This is a genomic window from Pantoea sp. GM_Pan_3, assembly GCF_026541045.1.
GTDB lineage: Bacteria > Pseudomonadota > Gammaproteobacteria > Enterobacterales > Enterobacteriaceae > Pantoea > Pantoea anthophila.
The window spans coordinates 366055-383320 of the sequence record NZ_JALNVA010000002.1; the positions used below are offsets into that span (position 1 = coordinate 366055).

Below are 17266 nucleotides of genomic sequence, written 5' to 3' on the forward strand. Positions count from 1 at the left end.
GAGGCCTCCCAAATTGCAACACATCAGCAGTCGATTACTCGATGGTGCGTTTAATTTCGATGATTTCAAACACTTCGATCATATCGCCAACGCGAACGTCGTTGTAGTTCTTCACGCCGATACCGCACTCCATGCCGTTACGCACTTCGTTGACGTCATCTTTAAAGCGACGCAGGGATTCCAGCTCGCCTTCGTAAATCACCACGTTATCACGCAGGACACGGATTGGGTTGTGACGCTTGATGTTACCTTCCGTCACCATACAACCGGCAATCGCGCCAAACTTCGGTGATTTGAACACGTCGCGGACCGCAGCCAGACCGATGATCTGCTGTTTGTACTCTGGTGCCAGCATGCCGCTCATCGCCGCTTTTACTTCGTCAATCAGGTTATAGATGACGGAGTAGTAGCGCAGATCCAGGCTTTCAGCGTCAATGACGCGACGCGCAGAGGCATCGGCACGTACGTTGAAGCCCAGGATGATGGCGTTAGAGGCAGCCGCCAGGGTCGCATCGGTCTCGGTGATCCCGCCCACGCCTGAACCGACAATCTTCACCTTCACTTCGTCGGTAGAGAGTTTCTGCAGGGAGTCAGAGATCGCTTCCACAGAACCCTGAACGTCCGCTTTCAGAACGATGTTCAGTTCAGACACTTCGCCTTCGGTCATGTTGGCAAACATGTTCTCAAGCTTAGATTTCTGCTGGCGAGCCAGTTTAACTTCGCGGAATTTGCCCTGACGATAGAGCGCCACTTCACGTGCTTTCTTCTCGTCACGTACCACGGTCGCTTCATCACCCGCAGCCGGCACGCCGGAGAGGCCCAGAATCTCAACCGGGATAGACGGACCCGCTTCCATGACTTCACGACCCAGTTCATCGCGCATTGCACGAACACGGCCATATTCGAAGCCACACAGGACGATGTCGCCTTTGTTCAGCGTACCTTCACGAACCAGCACGGTTGCAACCGGACCGCGACCTTTGTCGAGGAACGATTCGATAACCACGCCGCTCGCCATGCCGGCACGGATAGCCGTCAGCTCCAGGACTTCCGCCTGCAGCAGGATAGCGTTAAGCAGGTCATCAATGCCGGTACCCGCTTTCGCAGAGACATTAACGAACATGTTTTCGCCGCCCCACTCTTCCGGAATGATTCCGTACTGGGTCAGTTCGTTTTTAACGCGATCCGGATCCGCTTCTGGCTTATCGCACTTGTTCACCGCAACCACAACCGGCACTTTGGCCGCTTTGGCGTGCTGAATAGCTTCGATGGTCTGAGGCATCACGCCATCGTCTGCGGCAACGACCAGGATAACGATATCGGTCGCCTGCGCACCACGTGCACGCATCGCGGTAAACGCGGCGTGGCCCGGGGTGTCCAGGAAGGTGATCATACCGTTGTCGGTTTCAACGTGGTAAGCACCGATGTGCTGAGTAATGCCGCCCGCTTCGCCAGAGGCGATTTTGGTCGAGCGGATATAGTCCAGCAGTGAGGTTTTACCGTGGTCAACGTGACCCATGATGGTAACCACCGGCGCGCGAGCTTCCTGCGCGGCATCGGTGTCACGATCGTCCATTACCGCCTCTTCCAGCTCGTTTTCACGACGCAGGGTCACTTTGTGGCCCATCTCTTCTGCGACGAGCTGTGCGGTTTCCTGGTCGATGACCTGGTTAATGGTCGCCATCGCGCCCATCTTCATCATCGCTTTAATGACCAGAGAACCTTTCACCGCCATTTTGTTCGCCAGTTCGGCTACGGTGATGGTTTCGCCAATCACAACATCGCGGTTTACGGCCTGAGCGGGTTTGTTGAAGCCCTGCTGCAGTGCGCTTGGTTTACGATGTTTGCCACCTTTACCGCCGCGAACCTGTGCACGCGCTTCTTCGCGGTCAGTTTTCGCTTCGGAATGTTTGTTGCCTTTTTTCGCCGGACGCGTTGCTTTCGCCGTGGTACGCGCACGCGCACGGCCAGCTTCTACCTGACGGTCGTTTTCATCTTCCGCCTGACGGGCATGGGTTGAAGTGGTGACGTGATAGTCGCCTTTATCCTCTTCTTCCGGCTTTTCCCACTCGGCTGATTTCTCTTCAGCCAGACGGCGGGCTTCTTCGGCTACGAGGCGGGCCGCCTCTTCGAGCTTACGGCGAGCTTCTTCTTCCGCTTTACGCTTCAGTTCAGCTGCTTCAGCTTCGCGACGGGCTTTGTCAGACTGCGCAGCCCTGGTCACTTCGTCGGTAGGTTGATTTGTCACTTTGTCATTTTCCGCTGCTGCACGTTTGGCCTTCTCAGCGGCTTCGCGCCTGGCTTTATCTTCGGCTTCACGTTGCGCTTTCTGTTCAGCTTCGCGACGGGCTTTCTCTTCAGCCTCGCGTTGCGCCTGCTCTTCCGCTTCACGCTGCGCCTCGGCTTCAGCTTCTGCCTGAGCTTGCTCAGCCTCTGCATCACCCTTCACATAGGTACGCTTTTTGCGGACTTCAATTTGCACCGATTTACTTTTACCCCCGGTGCCTGGAATATTCAAGGTGCTGCGCGTTTTACGCTGCAGCGTCAGCTTAGCTGAACCGACCTGACCGTGTTCACGGTTCAGATGAGATAGTAAGGTTTCTTTCTCTTGCTGGGTCACGGCGTCATTTTCAGACTTAGGGATCCCCGCATCAGCAAATTGCTGTACCAGGCGATCGACCGGAGTCTGAATTTCTGCGGCCAGCGATTTTACGGTTACATCTGTCATGCTGTTCCTTCCTGTTATTACGCGTCATCGCCGAACCAGCAGATATTACGTGCGGCCATAATCAGCGCGCCGGCTTGTTCATCAGACAGGCCTTCAATATCCGTCAGATCGTCAACACCTTGCTCAGCGAGATCTTCCAGCGTGCAAACGCCTTTCGACGCCAGGCGGAACGCCAGCGCACGATCGAGACCTTCAAGGTTCAGCAGGTCCTCAGCAGGATCCTGATTACCAAGGCTCTCTTCTTTCGCCAGTGCCAGGGTGGTTAACGCATTTTTTGCTCGTTCACGCAGGGCTTCAATGGTCTCTTCGTCGAGGCCGTCGACTTCCAGCAGCTCGTTGATAGGCACATAGGCCAGCTCTTCCAGCGAGGAGAAGCCCTCTTCCACCAGTACGGTGGCGAACTCTTCGTCGATGTCGAGATGTTTCGTGAACATATCGATCGCTGCATGTGCTTCAGCCTGATGCTTAGCCTGCAGATCATCGACGGTCATCACGTTCAGCTCCCAGCCACTCAGCTGTGATGCCAGACGCACGTTTTGGCCGTTACGGCCGATCGCCTGAGCCAGATTGCCAGCTTCGACGGCGATATCCATGGTGTGGTTATCTTCATCAACCACGATTGACGCCACATCGGCCGGGGCCATGGCGTTGATAACAAACTGCGCCGGGTTATCGTCCCAGAGCACGATATCGATACGCTCGCCGCCCAGTTCGCTGGAAACAGCCTGAACACGCGCGCCGCGCATGCCCACACAGGCACCCACCGGATCGATACGTTTGTCGTTGGTTTTGACTGCAATTTTCGCACGCGAACCCGGATCGCGGGCAGCGGCTTTAATTTCAATCAGTTCTTCGCCAATTTCTGGCACCTCAATGCGGAACAGTTCGATCAGCATTTCCGGTTTGGAACGTGTTACGAACAGCTGCGCGCCACGCGCTTCCGGGCGAACGGAGTAGAGCACGCCACGGATACGGTCGCCTGGACGGAAGTTTTCACGCGGCAGCATGTCTTCGCGCAGAATGACCGCTTCAGCATTGTTGCCTAAGTCGAGGGAGATGTTGTCGCGGTTAACTTTCTTCACCACGCCCGTGATAATTTCGCCTTCCTGCTCACGGAACTGATCAACCACCATTGCGCGCTCAGCTTCGCGCACTTTCTGCACGATAACCTGCTTAGCGGTCTGGGTGGTGATACGGTCAAAGGTGACCGATTCAATCTGATCTTCGACATAATCGCCCAGATTGAATGCTTCATCTTCGAAGCGGGCCGCATCCAGCGTGATCTCGCGCGTCGGCTGAGTCACCTCTTCTACGATTTCCCAGCGGCGGAAAGTATCGAAGTCGCCACTGCGGCGATCAATGCTGACGCGTACCTCAATTTCCTGCTCGTACTTTTTCTTGGTCGCAGTCGCCAGCGCGCTCTCCAGCGCTTCGAAGATTTTCTCACGCGGCAGGGCTTTTTCGTTAGAAACGGCTTCTACAACAGCTAAGATCTCTTTGTTCATCCTGGTTAGCCTCAATCCGGACTTTTAAAAGTGGGGGACCAGGTTCGCTTTCTGAATATTACTCAGCGCGAACACTACATCGTTACCCTCAACATGCACCGTGATCATCTCGCCATCAACTGACTTGATGATTCCCTGCCATTTACGGCGGTTCTGAACGGCCATACGCAGCACCAGAGTCACTTCCTCACCCATAAAGCGGGTGTAGTGTTCTGCGGTAAACAGAGGACGATCGAGTCCCGGTGAAGAGACTTCAAGGTTGTAAGGAACGGTAATGGGATCTTCTACATCCATTACGGCGCTTACCTGGTGGCTGACATCGGCGCAATCATCGACATTGATGCCATCTTCACTATCAATATAGATGCGCAGAATAGATGTGCGACTACGAACGAATTCAATGCCAACCAGTTCGTAACCCAGCGCTTCTACCGGAGCCGATACCAACTCTGTCAATTTTTGCTCTAATGTGGACAAGCCCACCCCCAAGACATAAAAAAAGGGCCTATAGCCCAGTATTACGATTCGCTAATAACAAAAAACCCCGAATATTCGGGGCTTTTAGTCACTGGACCCTGTCTGCCGCAATGCGGCCCGGACTCCATCCAAAGAATTTTCTTTCAAAAATCAGCCGTGAATGCGTCCGTCGATGCACACAGTATATTTGAAAAATAACTCAAAGGGAAAGTGGTTGCGGGGGCCGGATTTGAACCGACGACCTTCGGGTTATGAGCCCGACGAGCTACCAGGCTGCTCCACCCCGCGTCCGAAAACGTGGCGAATATTACGCCAGACCTGCATAAAATGCAAGTGATACTACGATTTGGTACCGAGGACGGGACTTGAACCCGTAAGCCCAATCGGGCACTACCACCTCAAGGTAGCGTGTCTACCAATTCCACCACCACGGCACTACACTGACCACAACGATGCGTTGTGTTGACGACCTTACTTAGGAATATCGCTGCCCGGTGTAACCGGTTGAGCTGGCTTTTCAGTCTGTTGAGAAGACTGCGCCGGCGCAGAAAGATTTTCCCACTCGCTTCCTTTCGAGGCTTTATTGCTGTTCAGATTACCCAGAACCAGGCTGATGATGAAGAACAGAGCCGCTAAGATGCCAGTTGTGCGCGTCAGGAAGTTACCTGAACCCGAAGAACCAAACACCGTACCGGATGCGCCTGCACCGAATGAGGCTCCCATATCAGCGCCTTTGCCTTGCTGCAGCATGATCATACCTACGAGGGCGATCGCTACAATAAGGAAAACAACTAAAAGAGCTTCGTACATATTCAACCTGTTCCTTGCACGATAATCGTACAGTTAAAGCTTCAGCCAGTATTGATGGGGAGTCTCGTCATCACCCATCAGAAGCGGGTGTGAATACTAACCAAAGGCGCATAGCTCTGCAAGTGCAATTTTCACCACCTAAACTGATTGCAGAAAAAAGCGCCATCCCGGTGATTTTACAGGCAGTTCCGCCTGCTGCGAACTGCCTGCAGGCGTTTTAAACCGCCTTGACCTGGTCGGCGATCAGATTAGCCAGCTCTGTTACCTTCGCCTCATCCTCGCCCTCAACCATCACCCGAATCAACGGCTCAGTGCCTGACTTACGCAGTAACACGCGTCCGCGCCCCGCCAGGGCTTTTTCCGCCTCTGCCGTTGCGGCTTTGACCGCCTCGCTTTGCAGCGGATCGTGCTCACCGGCAAAGCGGACGTTAACCAGCACCTGTGGCAGCATCTTCATGCCGCTGCAGAGGTCGTGCAGGCTCATGTGATTACGTACCATCGCAGTAAGTACTTGCAAACTTGCAACGATACCGTCGCCGGTGGTGGTTTTATCCAGCAGGATAACATGACCGGAGTTCTCCGCGCCGAGACGCCAGCCCTTCTCCTGCATCTTCTCCAGCACATAGCGGTCGCCCACTTTGGCGCGGGTAAACGGGATGCCGAGCTGCTTCAGCGCCAGCTCCAGGCCCATATTACTCATCAGGGTGCCGACCACGCCACCGCGCAACTGCCCCTGACGCAGGGCTTCACGCGCGATGATATAGAGGATCTGGTCACCGTCGACTTTGTCACCCAGATGGTCAATCATCATGATGCGATCGCCGTCGCCATCATAGGCCAGGCCGATATCCGCCTTCTCTGCCAGAACACGCTGCTGCAGCAGTTTGAGGTCGGTCGCCCCACACTCTTTGTTGATGTTCATGCCGTCCGGCTGAACACCGATGGCAATCACGGTCGCCCCCAGCTCACGCAGCACGTTCGGCGCGATGTGGTAGGTGGCCCCGTTGGCACAGTCGACCACAATTTTCAGGCCATTCAGGTTCAGTTCGCTGGGGAAAGTGCCCTTACAGAATTCGATGTAACGTCCCGCGGCATCGACGATGCGGCTGGCACGGCCTAACTGCGCAGACTCTACGCAGGTAATCGGCTTCTCCATCTCCAGCTCAATCGCTTCCTCGACATCATCCGGCAGCTTTGTCCCTTCGGAAGAGAAGAACTTAATGCCGTTGTCATCAAACGGGTTGTGCGAGGCAGAGATCACAATGCCCGCCTCAGCGCGGAAGGTGCGGGTCAGGTAGGCAATGGCCGGGGTCGGCATTGGGCCGGTAAAGGCCGCCGTCAGGCCCGCCGCGGCGAGCCCCGCTTCCAGCGCTGATTCCAGCATGTAGCCTGAGATACGCGTATCTTTTCCGATGATGATCTTCTTTGAACCGTGGCGCGCCAGCACTTTCCCGGCGGCCCAGCCCAGCTTCAGGACGAAATCGGGGGTAATAGGGGCTTCACCGACTTTGCCGCGAATGCCATCTGTACCGAAATATTTGCGATTACTCATGTTTATCCTTTTGCTCTTCGGGTCGCTTCGACCACGCGCATTGCTTCAGCCGTCTCTTTCACATCATGCACGCGAATAATCTGCGCGCCCTGCATGGCTGCAATCACCGCGCAACTCAGGCTGCCGGTTAAACGCTGTGACGGGCCGACATTTAACAGCTGGCCAATCATCGATTTACGGGACATTCCCACCAGCAGCGGCAGACCGAAGTGGTGAAAATCGCCCAGATGGGCCAGCAGTTCATAATTGTGGCTGAGATTCTTACCGAAACCGAAGCCCGGGTCGAGTATCAGCCGTTCTTTTTTGATACCCGCCGCTTCACAGCGCGCAATCTGCTGAGCGAAGTAAGTGTCCACTTCGCTTAAAATGTTGTCGTAAGCGGGAGCCTGCTGCATGGTGCGGGGCTCGCCCTGCATATGCATCAGACAGACGGGCAGATCGGTCGCCGCGGCCGCCTTCAGCGCGCCGGGTTCAGAGAGCGAACGCACGTCATTAATGATGTGAGCACCCACTCGCGCGGCTTCGCGGATAACCTCTGCTTTAGAGGTGTCTACGGAAATCCAGACTTCGAACCGCTGGGCAATGGCATCGATGACGGGAATGACTCGCTCCAGCTCCTCTTCCACACTCACCTCATCCGCGCCGGGACGGGTGGATTCCCCGCCGACATCGATAATGGTGGCACCTGCATTGACCATCTCATTGGTATGGGTCAGTGCATCGACCAGCGCGTTATGTTTACCCCCGTCAGAAAAAGAGTCCGGCGTGACATTCAGAATGCCCATCACATGAGGAAAAGATAAATCGAGATGGGAATCACGGGCGAACAACTTCATGGCGGAAACTCCTTACGGGTCACTATCCGGATGTAAAAAACCCCGGACCAGCCGGGGTTTTGTCTGACGAGATAACGTCTTATTTATTGTACTGCTCTGACATGGTGTTGCCTGGGTTTGGCGTACGCGGTTCATCGACCGGACGCGGCGCCTTCGGCGTACCGTTGCTGTCTGAGTTGCTGCCGGGATCTTCCCAGCCCGCTGGCGGACGCACTTCGCGGCGCGCCATCAGGTCGTCGATCTGCGGTGCGTCGATGGTTTCATACTTCATCAGCGCATCTTTCATTGCGTGAAGGATGTCCATGTTCTCACCCAGGATGCGACGGGCACGCTGGTAGTTGCTGTCGATCAGGTGCTTCACTTCCTGGTCGATGATACGGGCCGTTTCATCAGACATGTGTTTCGCTTTGGCAACAGAACGGCCAAGGAACACTTCACCCTCTTCTTCTGCATAGAGCAGCGGACCCAGTTTGTCCGAGAAGCCCCACTGCGTGACCATATTGCGTGCCAGGTTGGTCGCGACTTTAATGTCGTTCGACGCACCGGTAGAAACATGTTCTGCGCCGTAGATGATCTCTTCTGCCAGACGACCGCCGTACAGGGTCGAGATCTGGCTTTCCAGTTTCTGACGGCTGGCGCTGATCGCGTCGCCTTCAGGCAGGAAGAAGGTCACACCCAGCGCACGGCCGCGTGGGATAATCGTCACTTTGTGCACCGGATCGTGCTCTGGTACCAGGCGACCGATGATCGCGTGGCCCGCTTCATGATAAGCCGTCGACTCTTTCTGCGATTCGGTCATGACCATAGAGCGACGTTCCGCACCCATCATGATCTTGTCTTTGGCTTTTTCGAACTCAACCATCGACACCACACGCTTGTTGGAACGGGCTGCAAACAGTGCGGCTTCGTTGACCAGGTTGGCAAGGTCAGCACCGGAGAAGCCAGGCGTACCACGCGCAATGATGGCGGCATCGATGTCGGTTGCCAGCGGCACACGACGCATATGCACTTTCAGAATCTGCTCACGACCACGGACATCAGGCAGACCCACCACGACCTGGCGGTCAAAACGACCTGGACGCAGCAGCGCCGGGTCCAGTACGTCAGGACGGTTCGTCGCGGCGATAACGATAATACCTTCGTTACCTTCAAAACCATCCATCTCCACCAGCATCTGGTTCAGCGTCTGTTCACGTTCATCATGACCTCCGCCTAAACCGGCACCACGCTGACGACCGACGGCGTCGATCTCATCGATAAAGATGATGCAGGGCGCGGCTTTTTTGGCCTGTTCGAACATGTCGCGCACACGGGATGCACCGACACCGACAAACATTTCCACAAAGTCAGAACCGGAGATGGTAAAGAAAGGCACCTTAGCTTCACCGGCAATCGCTTTTGCCAGCAGGGTTTTACCGGTTCCCGGTGGCCCCACCATCAGCACGCCTTTAGGAATTTTACCGCCCAGCTTCTGGAAACGGCTCGGCTCACGCAGGTACTCAACCAGCTCACCCACTTCTTCTTTCGCTTCGTCACAACCGGCTACGTCAGCAAAAGTGGTTTTAATCTGGTCTTCCGTCAGCATGCGGGCTTTGCTTTTGCCGAAGGACATCGCGCCCTTACCGCCGCCGCCCTGCATCTGACGCATAAAGAAGATCCACACACCGATCAGCAGCAGCATCGGGAACCACGAAATGAAGATGGAAGCCAGCAGGCTCGGCTCTTCCGGCGGTTCGCCAACCACTTTGACGTTTTTGGTCAAAAGGTTATCGAGCAACTTAGGATCGTTGACAGGAATGTAGGTGGTGTATTTATTGCTGTCTTTTTTAATAACGTTAATTTCACGCCCGTTAATACGTGCCTCGCGGACCTGATCCTGGTTCACTTCCGACAGGAAGGTTGAATAATCAACCCGACGGCCATTCGACTCGCTGGGCCCAAAGCTCTGGAATACTGACATCAGCACGACCGCGATGACTAACCAGAGAATCAGGTTTTTCGCCATGTCACTCAAGGGATTAACCTCATATTACAACGGTGTTAACAGATAGCGTAGGGTACTATAGATCCTGCATACATGGAATCGCAGCTCAGCTGCGGACAACTCCAGCAATTTGGTTATAGTTTGCGCCCAGTCGCCACAATGTACACTTCACGTGAACGTGACCGTGAAGCGTCCGGCTTACGAATTTTCACTTTCGTAAACAGGGAGCGAATTTCCCGCAGGTATTCATCGAAGCCATCTCCCTGAAACACTTTCACTACAAAACTTCCGCCGGGTGCCAGGATATCCCGACACATCTCCAGCGCCAGCTCGACCAAATACATCGACCGGGGAATATCTACGGCAGGTGTACCACTCATATTCGGCGCCATATCGGACATGACAACCTGAACTTTCTCTTCGCCAACGCGCTCAAGCAGCGCATTGATCACCGATTCTTCACGAAAATCGCCCTGAAGGAAATCGACACCGACTATCGGATCCATTGGCAGGATATCACAGGCAATGATGCGCCCTTTGTTCCCGATTTGCTGTACAACATACTGCGACCAGCCACCGGGTGCAGCACCCAGATCTACCACGGTCATACCGGGTTTGAAAAGCTTGTCACCCTGTTGTATTTCATCAAGTTTAAACCAGGCACGCGAACGCAACCCTTTTTTCTGCGCCTGAAGTACATATTTATCGCTAAAGTGTTCCTGAAGCCAGCGGCTCGAGCTGGCCGAACGCTTTTTACCCGTCATAATATTTCCAGTTAAATCGTCATCGTAGCGATAAACCTGCACGCAGTGGGTTGCGCCGATTTGGTGATATACCCGAGATGGCGGTAGAATGAACCGTTTTCAATCCCTGAGTAAGTAAAAAACTACGATGAATCTAAGTACCAAACAAAAACAGCACCTCAAGGGCCTCGCCCATCCGCTCAAGCCGGTCGTTATGCTGGGTGGCAATGGCCTGACTGAAGGCGTGCTGGCCGAAATCGAGCAGGCTCTGTCGCATCACGAACTGATCAAGGTGAAAATCGCCTCGGAAGATCGTGAAACGAAACAGCTGATCGTTGACGCTATCGTGCGTGAGACCGGTGCCAGCAACGTACAGGTGATCGGCAAAACGCTGGTGCTGTATCGCCCCTCTAAGGAGAGCAAAATTTCTCTGCCACGCTAAGTGGGCAAAGAAAGTGCCATGCTCCCACCTCAGATAAAAGGCCGCATTGCGGCCTTTTTCCTTTCTTTACATTGTGCTTTAGCGCTTTTCAAAGCGTAGCAACACTTTAAAGGTATTCCACCTTCAGGATCTCATACTCAACGTCGCCGCCTGGGGTTTTAATGATGGCGACATCATCCGCCTCTTTACCCACCAGGCCACGCGCCATTGGCGAATTGACAGAAATCAGATTTTGCTTAAAGTCCGCCTCGTCATCGCCGACGATGCGATAAGTCGCCTCTTCGTCGGTTTCGATATTCAGTACGGTTACCGTTGCGCCAAAAATCACGCGTCCGGTTTTAGGCATCTGCGTTACGTCGATAACCTGCGCATTAGAGAGTTTGGCTTCAATCTCCTGGATGCGGCCTTCGCAGAACCCCTGCTCTTCACGCGCAGCGTGATATTCCGCATTCTCTTTTAAATCGCCATGTTCGCGTGCTTCAGCGATAGAGGCGATAATGCGCGGGCGCTTCACGGTTTTCAGCTCGTTCAGCTCTTCGCGCAATCTTTCAGCGCCTCTCAACGTCATCGGAATCTGATTCATTTAAGCTCCTCGCCATCTTTCCTGTTTAACGGTGTCATCCTGACTGGTGACTGCAGAAAAAAGCGTTCTGCGGCGCATTAGCCCGTTTTTTGCAAATAAAAGAATCCTGACCCGGAGATGCTTCCAGGCCAGAAAAGAGTTTTGCAATTTGATACGTATTTTACCCCAGAGTTCCCTGCGGGTCATCGTTTACTTTGCACCGCCCAGCGACGTAGTATTGACGCCCTCACCTGCCAGTTACCGCGAGATTATGCGATTTTCACGACTTGTTACCGGATTAAGCTGCGCATTTATGCTGCAGGCACAAGCAGCGCCAGTTGATGAATACATGCAGTACCTGCCAGACGGCGCCAATCTGGCGCTGATGGTGCAGAAAGTGGGCGCATCAACCCCGATCATCGATTACCACGGCAAACAGATGGCCCTGCCCGCCAGTACCATGAAAGTGGTGACGGCGCTCGCGGCGTTGCTGGAACTGGGCGGCGATTACCGTTTTCAGACCACCTTTGAGACCCGTGGCTCTATCGTGGATGGCACGCTGAACGGCGATTTAGTCGCCCGTTTCGCCGGCGATCCCACCTTAAGCCGCCAGGATCTGCGCAATATGGTGGCGGCGATAAAGAAGCAGGGCATTAACCATATCAAAGGCAACCTGGTGATTGATACCTCCGTGTTTGCCAGTCACGACATGGCTCCGGGCTGGCCATGGAACGATATGACCCAGTGCTTCAGCGCCCCGCCAGGGGCCGCCATTGTGGATAAGAACTGCTTCTCGGTGTCGCTCTACAGCGCCAGTTCGCCGGGCGAAAACGCGTTTGTCCGCATCGCCTCCTACTATCCGGCACACATGTACAGTCAGGTTCGCACCCTGGGCCGCAACAGCGGCGAAGGGCAATATTGCGAACTGGATGTGGTTCCGGGTGAACTGAACCGTTATACCCTGACCGGCTGTATGCGTCAGCGTGCAGAGCCGCTGCCGCTGGCCTTTGCCGTGCAGGATGGCGCGGCCTGGGCGGGCGAGATCCTCAAGGCGGAACTGCGCGCGTCAGAGATCGACTACAGTGGCCATCTGGTTCGTCAGACACAGGTCACCGAACCGGGCACCGTGCTCGCCTCCACCCAGTCTGCGCCGCTGCATACGCTGCTGCACACCATGCTGAAGAAGTCAGACAACATGATTGCTGATACGGTGTTCCGCACCATCGGCCACCACTACTTCAATGTGCCTGGCACGTTCCGCGCCGGTCAGGACGCCGTACGCCGCATCCTGAAAGCCAAAGCCAACATCGATATGGGCAACAGCATTCAGGTGGATGGTTCCGGTCTGTCACGCCATGACCTGATCTCGCCGCAGACCATGATGCAGGTTTTGCAATTCATTGCGAAGAATGACAATACGCTGGATTACATTTCGATGCTGCCGCTGGCGGGTTATGACGGCACGCTGCAGTATCGCGGCGGGCTGCATGAAGCGGGACTGGATGGCAAAGTCTCGGCGAAAACCGGTTCCCTGCAGGGGGTCTATAACCTGGCGGGCTTTATCACCACCTCCAGCGGTGCGCGGGTTGCCTTTGTCCAGTTCCTCTCCGGCTATGCGGTTCCGCCAGAGGATCAGCGTACCCGCCGTATTCCGCTGGTGCGTTTTGAGAGCCGGCTCTACCGCGATATCAATCAGAACAACTGATGCGCGCGTAACAAAAAACGCAGCGGGTCATCGACCTGCTGCGTTTTAATCGTCTTCTCCGGACGGCGTTGCGACAGCCTCTCCCCCGTTCAGTCACGGCGGCCAGCCATCTCCCGACCCGGTTATCACTGCATCAATCAGAAGCGGGTGTTCACACTCATGTACCAGGTGCGGCCCGACTCATTGAAGGTGTTGGCCCCTGCCCCGTAGAGGTAAGCGCCGGTTCGCGTATTACCCGTAGTCTGTGCATTGCCCTGACGGAAGTGACGCTTGTCGAACAGGTTATCGACGCCTGCGGTAACGCTGACAGAGGCGTTAATGTCATAGGTGCCACTCATGCCGAGCACCGAATAGGGGCTGACCTGATCGGTTGCACTGCCGGTGACGGCGTTACCTTTATAGTCATACTTCTTCGGGACCTGCTTGCCATACCAGGTCAGGGTGGTCTGCAGGGAGAGATCCGCCATCGCCTGCCAGCTCAGCGTAGAGTTGAGCGTATATTCCGGAATCACTGACAGACGGTCCCCGGTCTCTTTGTTCTTACTCTGCAGCATGTAAGTGAAGTTGTTGTTCCACGTCACGCTGTCGGAGAAGGGAACGTTGATCGTGCCTTCCACGCCTTCGACCAGGGCTTTCGGCACGTTTTCCCATTTGTAGATGTCCGTTTTACCGTTAGAGGTGGTGCCGGTTGGCACCCTGCCCGCGTCGATCTTGTTGCGGTAGTCGTTACGGAACCAGGTCAGTCCGGCCTGATAGCCGTCACGCTTCCACTCCAGCCCAATCTCCTTGTTGATGCTGTTTTCTGCTTTCAGATCATCATTCCCCATCAGGTAGCAGGCTCCGGTACTGGCGGCGCAGCCCTGGCCGTTGCTGTAGAGCAGATAGTTGGGGTTGGTCTGATAGAGGCTCGGCGCTTTATAAGCACGGGCGATACCCATTTTCAGGGTCAGCTCATCGCCCAGCCCCTGAGACAGGTTGAGCGACGGACTCCAGTTATCGCCCACGATCGAGTGATGATCAAAACGCACTCCCGGCGTCAGCATGGTGCTGTCAGTCAGCTCAATGTTGTCTTCGGCAAACAGCGAGAAAATCTCCGCCTGAGAATAGGGAGAGCGGCCGGTGGTGGCGATCCCCGGAATGGAACCGTAACTGGCAGCCTGCGTGGTTGACGACGGATCTTTCATCCGCTGCTGATTCCACTCGGTGCCAAAGGTCGCCGTCTGATTCACCAGCCACTCAAACGGCACGCTGATCTCACTGTGCAGCAGCAGATCATCCAGCTGGATGGTGTTGAAATGGCTGTCGGAGAAGATGCCCTCCGTCCCGCCCGCCAGCCCCTCGTTCAGCCGGGAGTTACGGGTATTCTCATACTGCGCATACGTATTGGTACTGACGCCATTGTCCCAGGTACCGGTCCACCTGACAGAGACATTCTGCCGATAGAGCCGGTTAGTCTCATCACCATATTTACTTTTCACCAGATCACTGGTGTTGGTGTTCTGCGTATCCCCGGCGTAGAGGTTGCCCTGACGGCTGAAACCGGCTCCCACTTCCAGCGCCTGCATCGGCGCAAAGGCCCAGCGCAGCAGACCATGAATGTCTTTGTTGACTGCGCCTTCCCGGCCCGCCGGATACGATCCGGCATAGCTTCCGGTACGGGCGGCGGCGTGCCCTTCATTGATGTCATACGCATCTGCCTGCGTTTTTGCCAGCCCGCCATAAAGGCGGAAGCTGACATCATCCCCCAGCGGCCCCTCAAGGCTGAAGTTAGTGCGTCGGGAGGCCCCCTCATCCTTATGCTCCGGCACGTTGTAGTAGGCGCTCCACGAGCCGTGCCACTGATGATCCATCTCTTTTCGGGTAATGATGTTGACCACGCCGCCCGCCGCCCCGTTACCGTAACGGGCCGCTGCCGGGCCGCGGATCACCTCGATGTGATCGATGATCTCTGGCGGCACCCAGTTGCTGTCGCCGCGCGTGTCACGCTCGCCACGCCAGCCCAGCCGGACGGCATTACGGCTGGTCACCGGCAGACCATCAATCAGGATCAGGGTATTTTCCGGGCCCATGCCGCGGATATCGATCTGACGATTGTTGCCGCGCTGACCGCTGGTGGAGTTACCGGTCAGATTGACGCCCGGCATGGTACGGATGATTTCGGCGACATCGCGCGCCGGCGGGTGCTTTTTGATTTCGTCGGCGGTAATGGTCGAGACACCCGGCGCCTGCAGCGTCTGCTCGGCGGCGGTCACCATCATGGTGCTGTCGTTAAGGCTGTCTGACGCGGTGTTGTTAAGCGCCGGATCGCTGCTGCTGGCCGCCACGGCACCGGCAGAGATGAGAGAGGCGGTGAAACCCAGTTCAATCATAATGGCCAGTGAAAGCCGCGATAACTTTTTCATTTTTCTGTTCCTGGACGACCAGCAGGGATGCCACTGCCAGCGCGCCGGTAAAAAGGTAATGTCCCTGATCCCCTTCCTGCCCGGCTGATTTCAGCACCGCGAGACACCCCGCTGAAAGCCGGTGCGGCAGAGAAAATGCACACACGCCCTGACGAGCGGAAACACCCTATTGCAAATGCAAATAATTATCAATACTATTATTTATATCATTTATGGCACAGATTTCGTCTGTTCGAACGATGGCGCGTATGACCTGGTTAAACGAAGAAACCGGCAGTGAACGCTGGTGGCAACAGCAGCAGCAGCGGGGGATTCCGCTGATTGAACCGGGTGACGCGGGCACCTGTCAGGTCACCTTTTTCTGGCGCGATCCGCAGGGCGACACACAGAGATCGGACACCCGCCGCGTCTGGATCAACATTACCGGCGTGACCGATCATCATCACGCCGCCGCCCCTGTTTCACTCTCTCCGTTGCCCCACACCGATGTCTGGTGGTGGCAAACCACCCTGCCCGCTGACTGGCGTGGCAGCTACTTTCTGATCCCGGATACGCAGGCTGAGCCGTTTACCGGCCAGAGCGATGCGCAGGCGTTACGGCAGTGGTGGAAGCAGAAATTTCCGCAGGCGCAAAACGACCCGCTCAATCCGCTGCGTGGCTGGGCGGGCGGGCGCGGCATGTCACACTCGCCGCTGCACCTGCCTCATGCGCCTGACCAGCAGGTCTGGCGGGCGGTCGATGAAGGCCGCGCCGCCGCAATACCGCTGCAACACTTTCTGTGGCGCAGCAAACGGCTGGGAAACCAGCGTCAGATCTGGATCTGTGTGACCGGCGAGGCCGATGCTGGCGCGCGTCCGCTGGCACTGCTGCTGGATGGACAGTTCTGGGCGCACAGCATGCCGGTTGCCGGTCCGCTTCAGCAGCTCACCGCGGCAGGCGAACTGCCCCCGGCGGTCTATGTCATGATCGACATCATCGATCGCGAACATCGCACGCGCGAGCTGACCTGCAACCCTGACTTCTGGCTGGCCGTTCAGCATGAGCTGCTGCCGCAGGTTGCGCACCAGTCTCCCTGCCGTATCGACAGCGACCGCACGCTGGTGATCGGCCAGAGTTTTGGCGGCCTCGCTGCCGCTTACGCCACGCTGACCTGGCCCGACACCTTTGCCGGTGCCGTCAGCCTTTCCGGCTCTTTCTGGTGGCCCGGGCGCGACGATCCCAGCGGCTGGCTGCCGCAGCAGTTACAGCAGGGCCTGCTGCAGGCACCGCCACGGCGCTTTTATCTGGAAGCGGGTCGGCGCGAGCGGCTGATTCTGGCCGCAAATCAGCAGTTCCAGCGCGATCTGACCGATGCCGGACATCAGGTCAGCTATCACCCGGTGGAAGGCGGTCACGATGCACTCTGCTGGCGCGGCGGGCTGCTGACCGGCCTGAAAACCCTGTGGCCATCATCCTCATTCGCTTAACGTCCGCCGCCTGCCCGCCACTGCAGGGTGCCACGGGCAGAATCGGGGCGTCAG

General features: G+C 56.0%; 13 protein-coding genes and 2 tRNA genes. 3 read left to right on the forward strand and 12 right to left on the reverse strand.

Annotated elements, in window-relative coordinates; translation table 11 throughout:
• Positions 1-34: 34 nt before the first annotated feature.
• The 10 genes from infB to rlmE all read right to left on the reverse strand — a co-directional run bounded on the left by infB (position 35) and on the right by rlmE (position 10656).
• Positions 35-2728 (reverse strand): translation initiation factor IF-2, encoded by a 2694-nt coding sequence (gene infB / locus OXR04_RS09485; RefSeq protein WP_009092409.1) that lies wholly within the window; start codon positions 2726-2728, stop codon positions 35-37.
• 17 nt (positions 2729-2745) lie between these two features.
• Positions 2746-4233 carry a transcription termination factor NusA gene (gene nusA / locus OXR04_RS09490; RefSeq protein WP_009092410.1) on the reverse strand — a complete coding sequence of 496 codons (1488 nt, stop codon included), beginning with the start codon at positions 4231-4233 and terminating at the stop codon, positions 2746-2748.
• Between the two features lie 24 nt (positions 4234-4257).
• The gene (rimP, locus tag OXR04_RS09495; protein ID WP_009092411.1) at positions 4258-4710 is read right to left on the reverse strand and encodes a ribosome maturation factor RimP; all 453 of its coding nucleotides are present in this window, start codon (positions 4708-4710) and stop codon (positions 4258-4260) included.
• Positions 4711-4921: 211 nt separating this feature from the next.
• Positions 4922-4998, reverse strand: a tRNA-Met gene (locus OXR04_RS09500).
• Between the two features lie 59 nt (positions 4999-5057).
• Positions 5058-5144 (reverse strand) — tRNA-Leu (locus OXR04_RS09505).
• Between the two features lie 37 nt (positions 5145-5181).
• Positions 5182-5520, reverse strand: a complete 339-nt coding sequence (secG, locus tag OXR04_RS09510) for a preprotein translocase subunit SecG (protein ID WP_009092412.1) — start codon at positions 5518-5520, stop codon at positions 5182-5184.
• A gap of 217 nt (positions 5521-5737) precedes the next feature.
• The gene (gene glmM / locus OXR04_RS09515) at positions 5738-7072 is read right to left on the reverse strand and encodes a phosphoglucosamine mutase (RefSeq protein ID WP_009092414.1); all 1335 of its coding nucleotides are present in this window, start codon (positions 7070-7072) and stop codon (positions 5738-5740) included.
• A 2-nt stretch (positions 7073-7074) separates the two neighbouring features.
• Positions 7075-7908 (reverse strand): dihydropteroate synthase, encoded by an 834-nt coding sequence (gene folP, locus OXR04_RS09520; RefSeq protein WP_267369726.1) that lies wholly within the window; start codon positions 7906-7908, stop codon positions 7075-7077.
• A gap of 79 nt (positions 7909-7987) precedes the next feature.
• On the reverse strand, positions 7988-9913 hold the full coding sequence (gene ftsH / locus OXR04_RS09525) for an ATP-dependent zinc metalloprotease FtsH (RefSeq protein ID WP_009092418.1): 1926 nt from the start codon (positions 9911-9913) through the stop codon (positions 7988-7990).
• Positions 9914-10026: 113 nt separating this feature from the next.
• Positions 10027-10656 (reverse strand): 23S rRNA (uridine(2552)-2'-O)-methyltransferase RlmE, encoded by a 630-nt coding sequence (gene rlmE / locus OXR04_RS09530; RefSeq protein ID WP_009092419.1) that lies wholly within the window; start codon positions 10654-10656, stop codon positions 10027-10029.
• A gap of 127 nt (positions 10657-10783) precedes the next feature.
• On the opposite strand from rlmE, the gene yhbY reads away from it, so the two are divergent.
• Positions 10784-11077, forward strand: coding sequence for a ribosome assembly RNA-binding protein YhbY (yhbY, locus tag OXR04_RS09535; protein ID WP_009092420.1), 294 nt, complete (start codon positions 10784-10786; stop codon positions 11075-11077).
• 106 nt (positions 11078-11183) lie between these two features.
• Here yhbY and greA read toward each other — a convergent pair whose 3' ends face one another.
• A complete protein-coding gene (gene greA, locus OXR04_RS09540; protein WP_009092422.1) occupies positions 11184-11660 on the reverse strand; it encodes a transcription elongation factor GreA in 477 nt (158 codons plus the stop codon).
• Between the two features lie 250 nt (positions 11661-11910).
• Between greA and dacB the strand changes: the two genes are divergently transcribed.
• On the forward strand, positions 11911-13344 hold the full coding sequence (dacB, locus tag OXR04_RS09545; RefSeq protein ID WP_267369725.1) for a serine-type D-Ala-D-Ala carboxypeptidase: 1434 nt from the start codon (positions 11911-11913) through the stop codon (positions 13342-13344).
• Positions 13345-13481: 137 nt separating this feature from the next.
• Here dacB and OXR04_RS09550 read toward each other — a convergent pair whose 3' ends face one another.
• Entirely contained in the window at positions 13482-15746 is a 2265-nt protein-coding gene (locus OXR04_RS09550) for a TonB-dependent siderophore receptor (RefSeq protein ID WP_267369724.1), read from the reverse strand.
• 239 nt (positions 15747-15985) lie between these two features.
• Between OXR04_RS09550 and fes the strand changes: the two genes are divergently transcribed.
• Positions 15986-17212, forward strand: a complete 1227-nt coding sequence (gene fes, locus OXR04_RS09555) for an enterochelin esterase (RefSeq protein ID WP_267369723.1) — start codon at positions 15986-15988, stop codon at positions 17210-17212.
• The last annotated feature ends 54 nt before the right edge of the window (positions 17213-17266 follow it).

Excerpts from the sequence above, each read along its gene's own strand:
- infB (WP_009092409.1), bottom strand. The coding sequence starts at position 2,728 with ATGACAGATGTAACCGTAAAATCGCTGGCCGCAGAAATTCAGACTCCG.
- nusA (WP_009092410.1), bottom strand. The coding sequence starts at position 4,233 with ATGAACAAAGAGATCTTAGCTGTTGTAGAAGCCGTTTCTAACGAAAAA.
- secG (WP_009092412.1), bottom strand. The coding sequence starts at position 5,520 with ATGTACGAAGCTCTTTTAGTTGTTTTCCTTATTGTAGCGATCGCCCTC.
- glmM (WP_009092414.1), bottom strand. The coding sequence starts at position 7,072 with ATGAGTAATCGCAAATATTTCGGTACAGATGGCATTCGCGGCAAAGTC.
- folP (WP_267369726.1), bottom strand. The coding sequence starts at position 7,908 with ATGAAGTTGTTCGCCCGTGATTCCCATCTCGATTTATCTTTTCCTCAT.
- ftsH (WP_009092418.1), bottom strand. The coding sequence starts at position 9,913 with ATGGCGAAAAACCTGATTCTCTGGTTAGTCATCGCGGTCGTGCTGATG.
- rlmE (WP_009092419.1), bottom strand. The coding sequence starts at position 10,656 with ATGACGGGTAAAAAGCGTTCGGCCAGCTCGAGCCGCTGGCTTCAGGAA.
- yhbY (WP_009092420.1), top strand. The coding sequence starts at position 10,784 with ATGAATCTAAGTACCAAACAAAAACAGCACCTCAAGGGCCTCGCCCAT.
- greA (WP_009092422.1), bottom strand. The coding sequence starts at position 11,660 with ATGAATCAGATTCCGATGACGTTGAGAGGCGCTGAAAGATTGCGCGAA.
- dacB (WP_267369725.1), top strand. The coding sequence starts at position 11,911 with ATGCGATTTTCACGACTTGTTACCGGATTAAGCTGCGCATTTATGCTG.
- OXR04_RS09550 (WP_267369724.1), bottom strand. The coding sequence starts at position 15,746 with ATGAAAAAGTTATCGCGGCTTTCACTGGCCATTATGATTGAACTGGGT.
- fes (WP_267369723.1), top strand. The coding sequence starts at position 15,986 with ATGGCGCGTATGACCTGGTTAAACGAAGAAACCGGCAGTGAACGCTGG.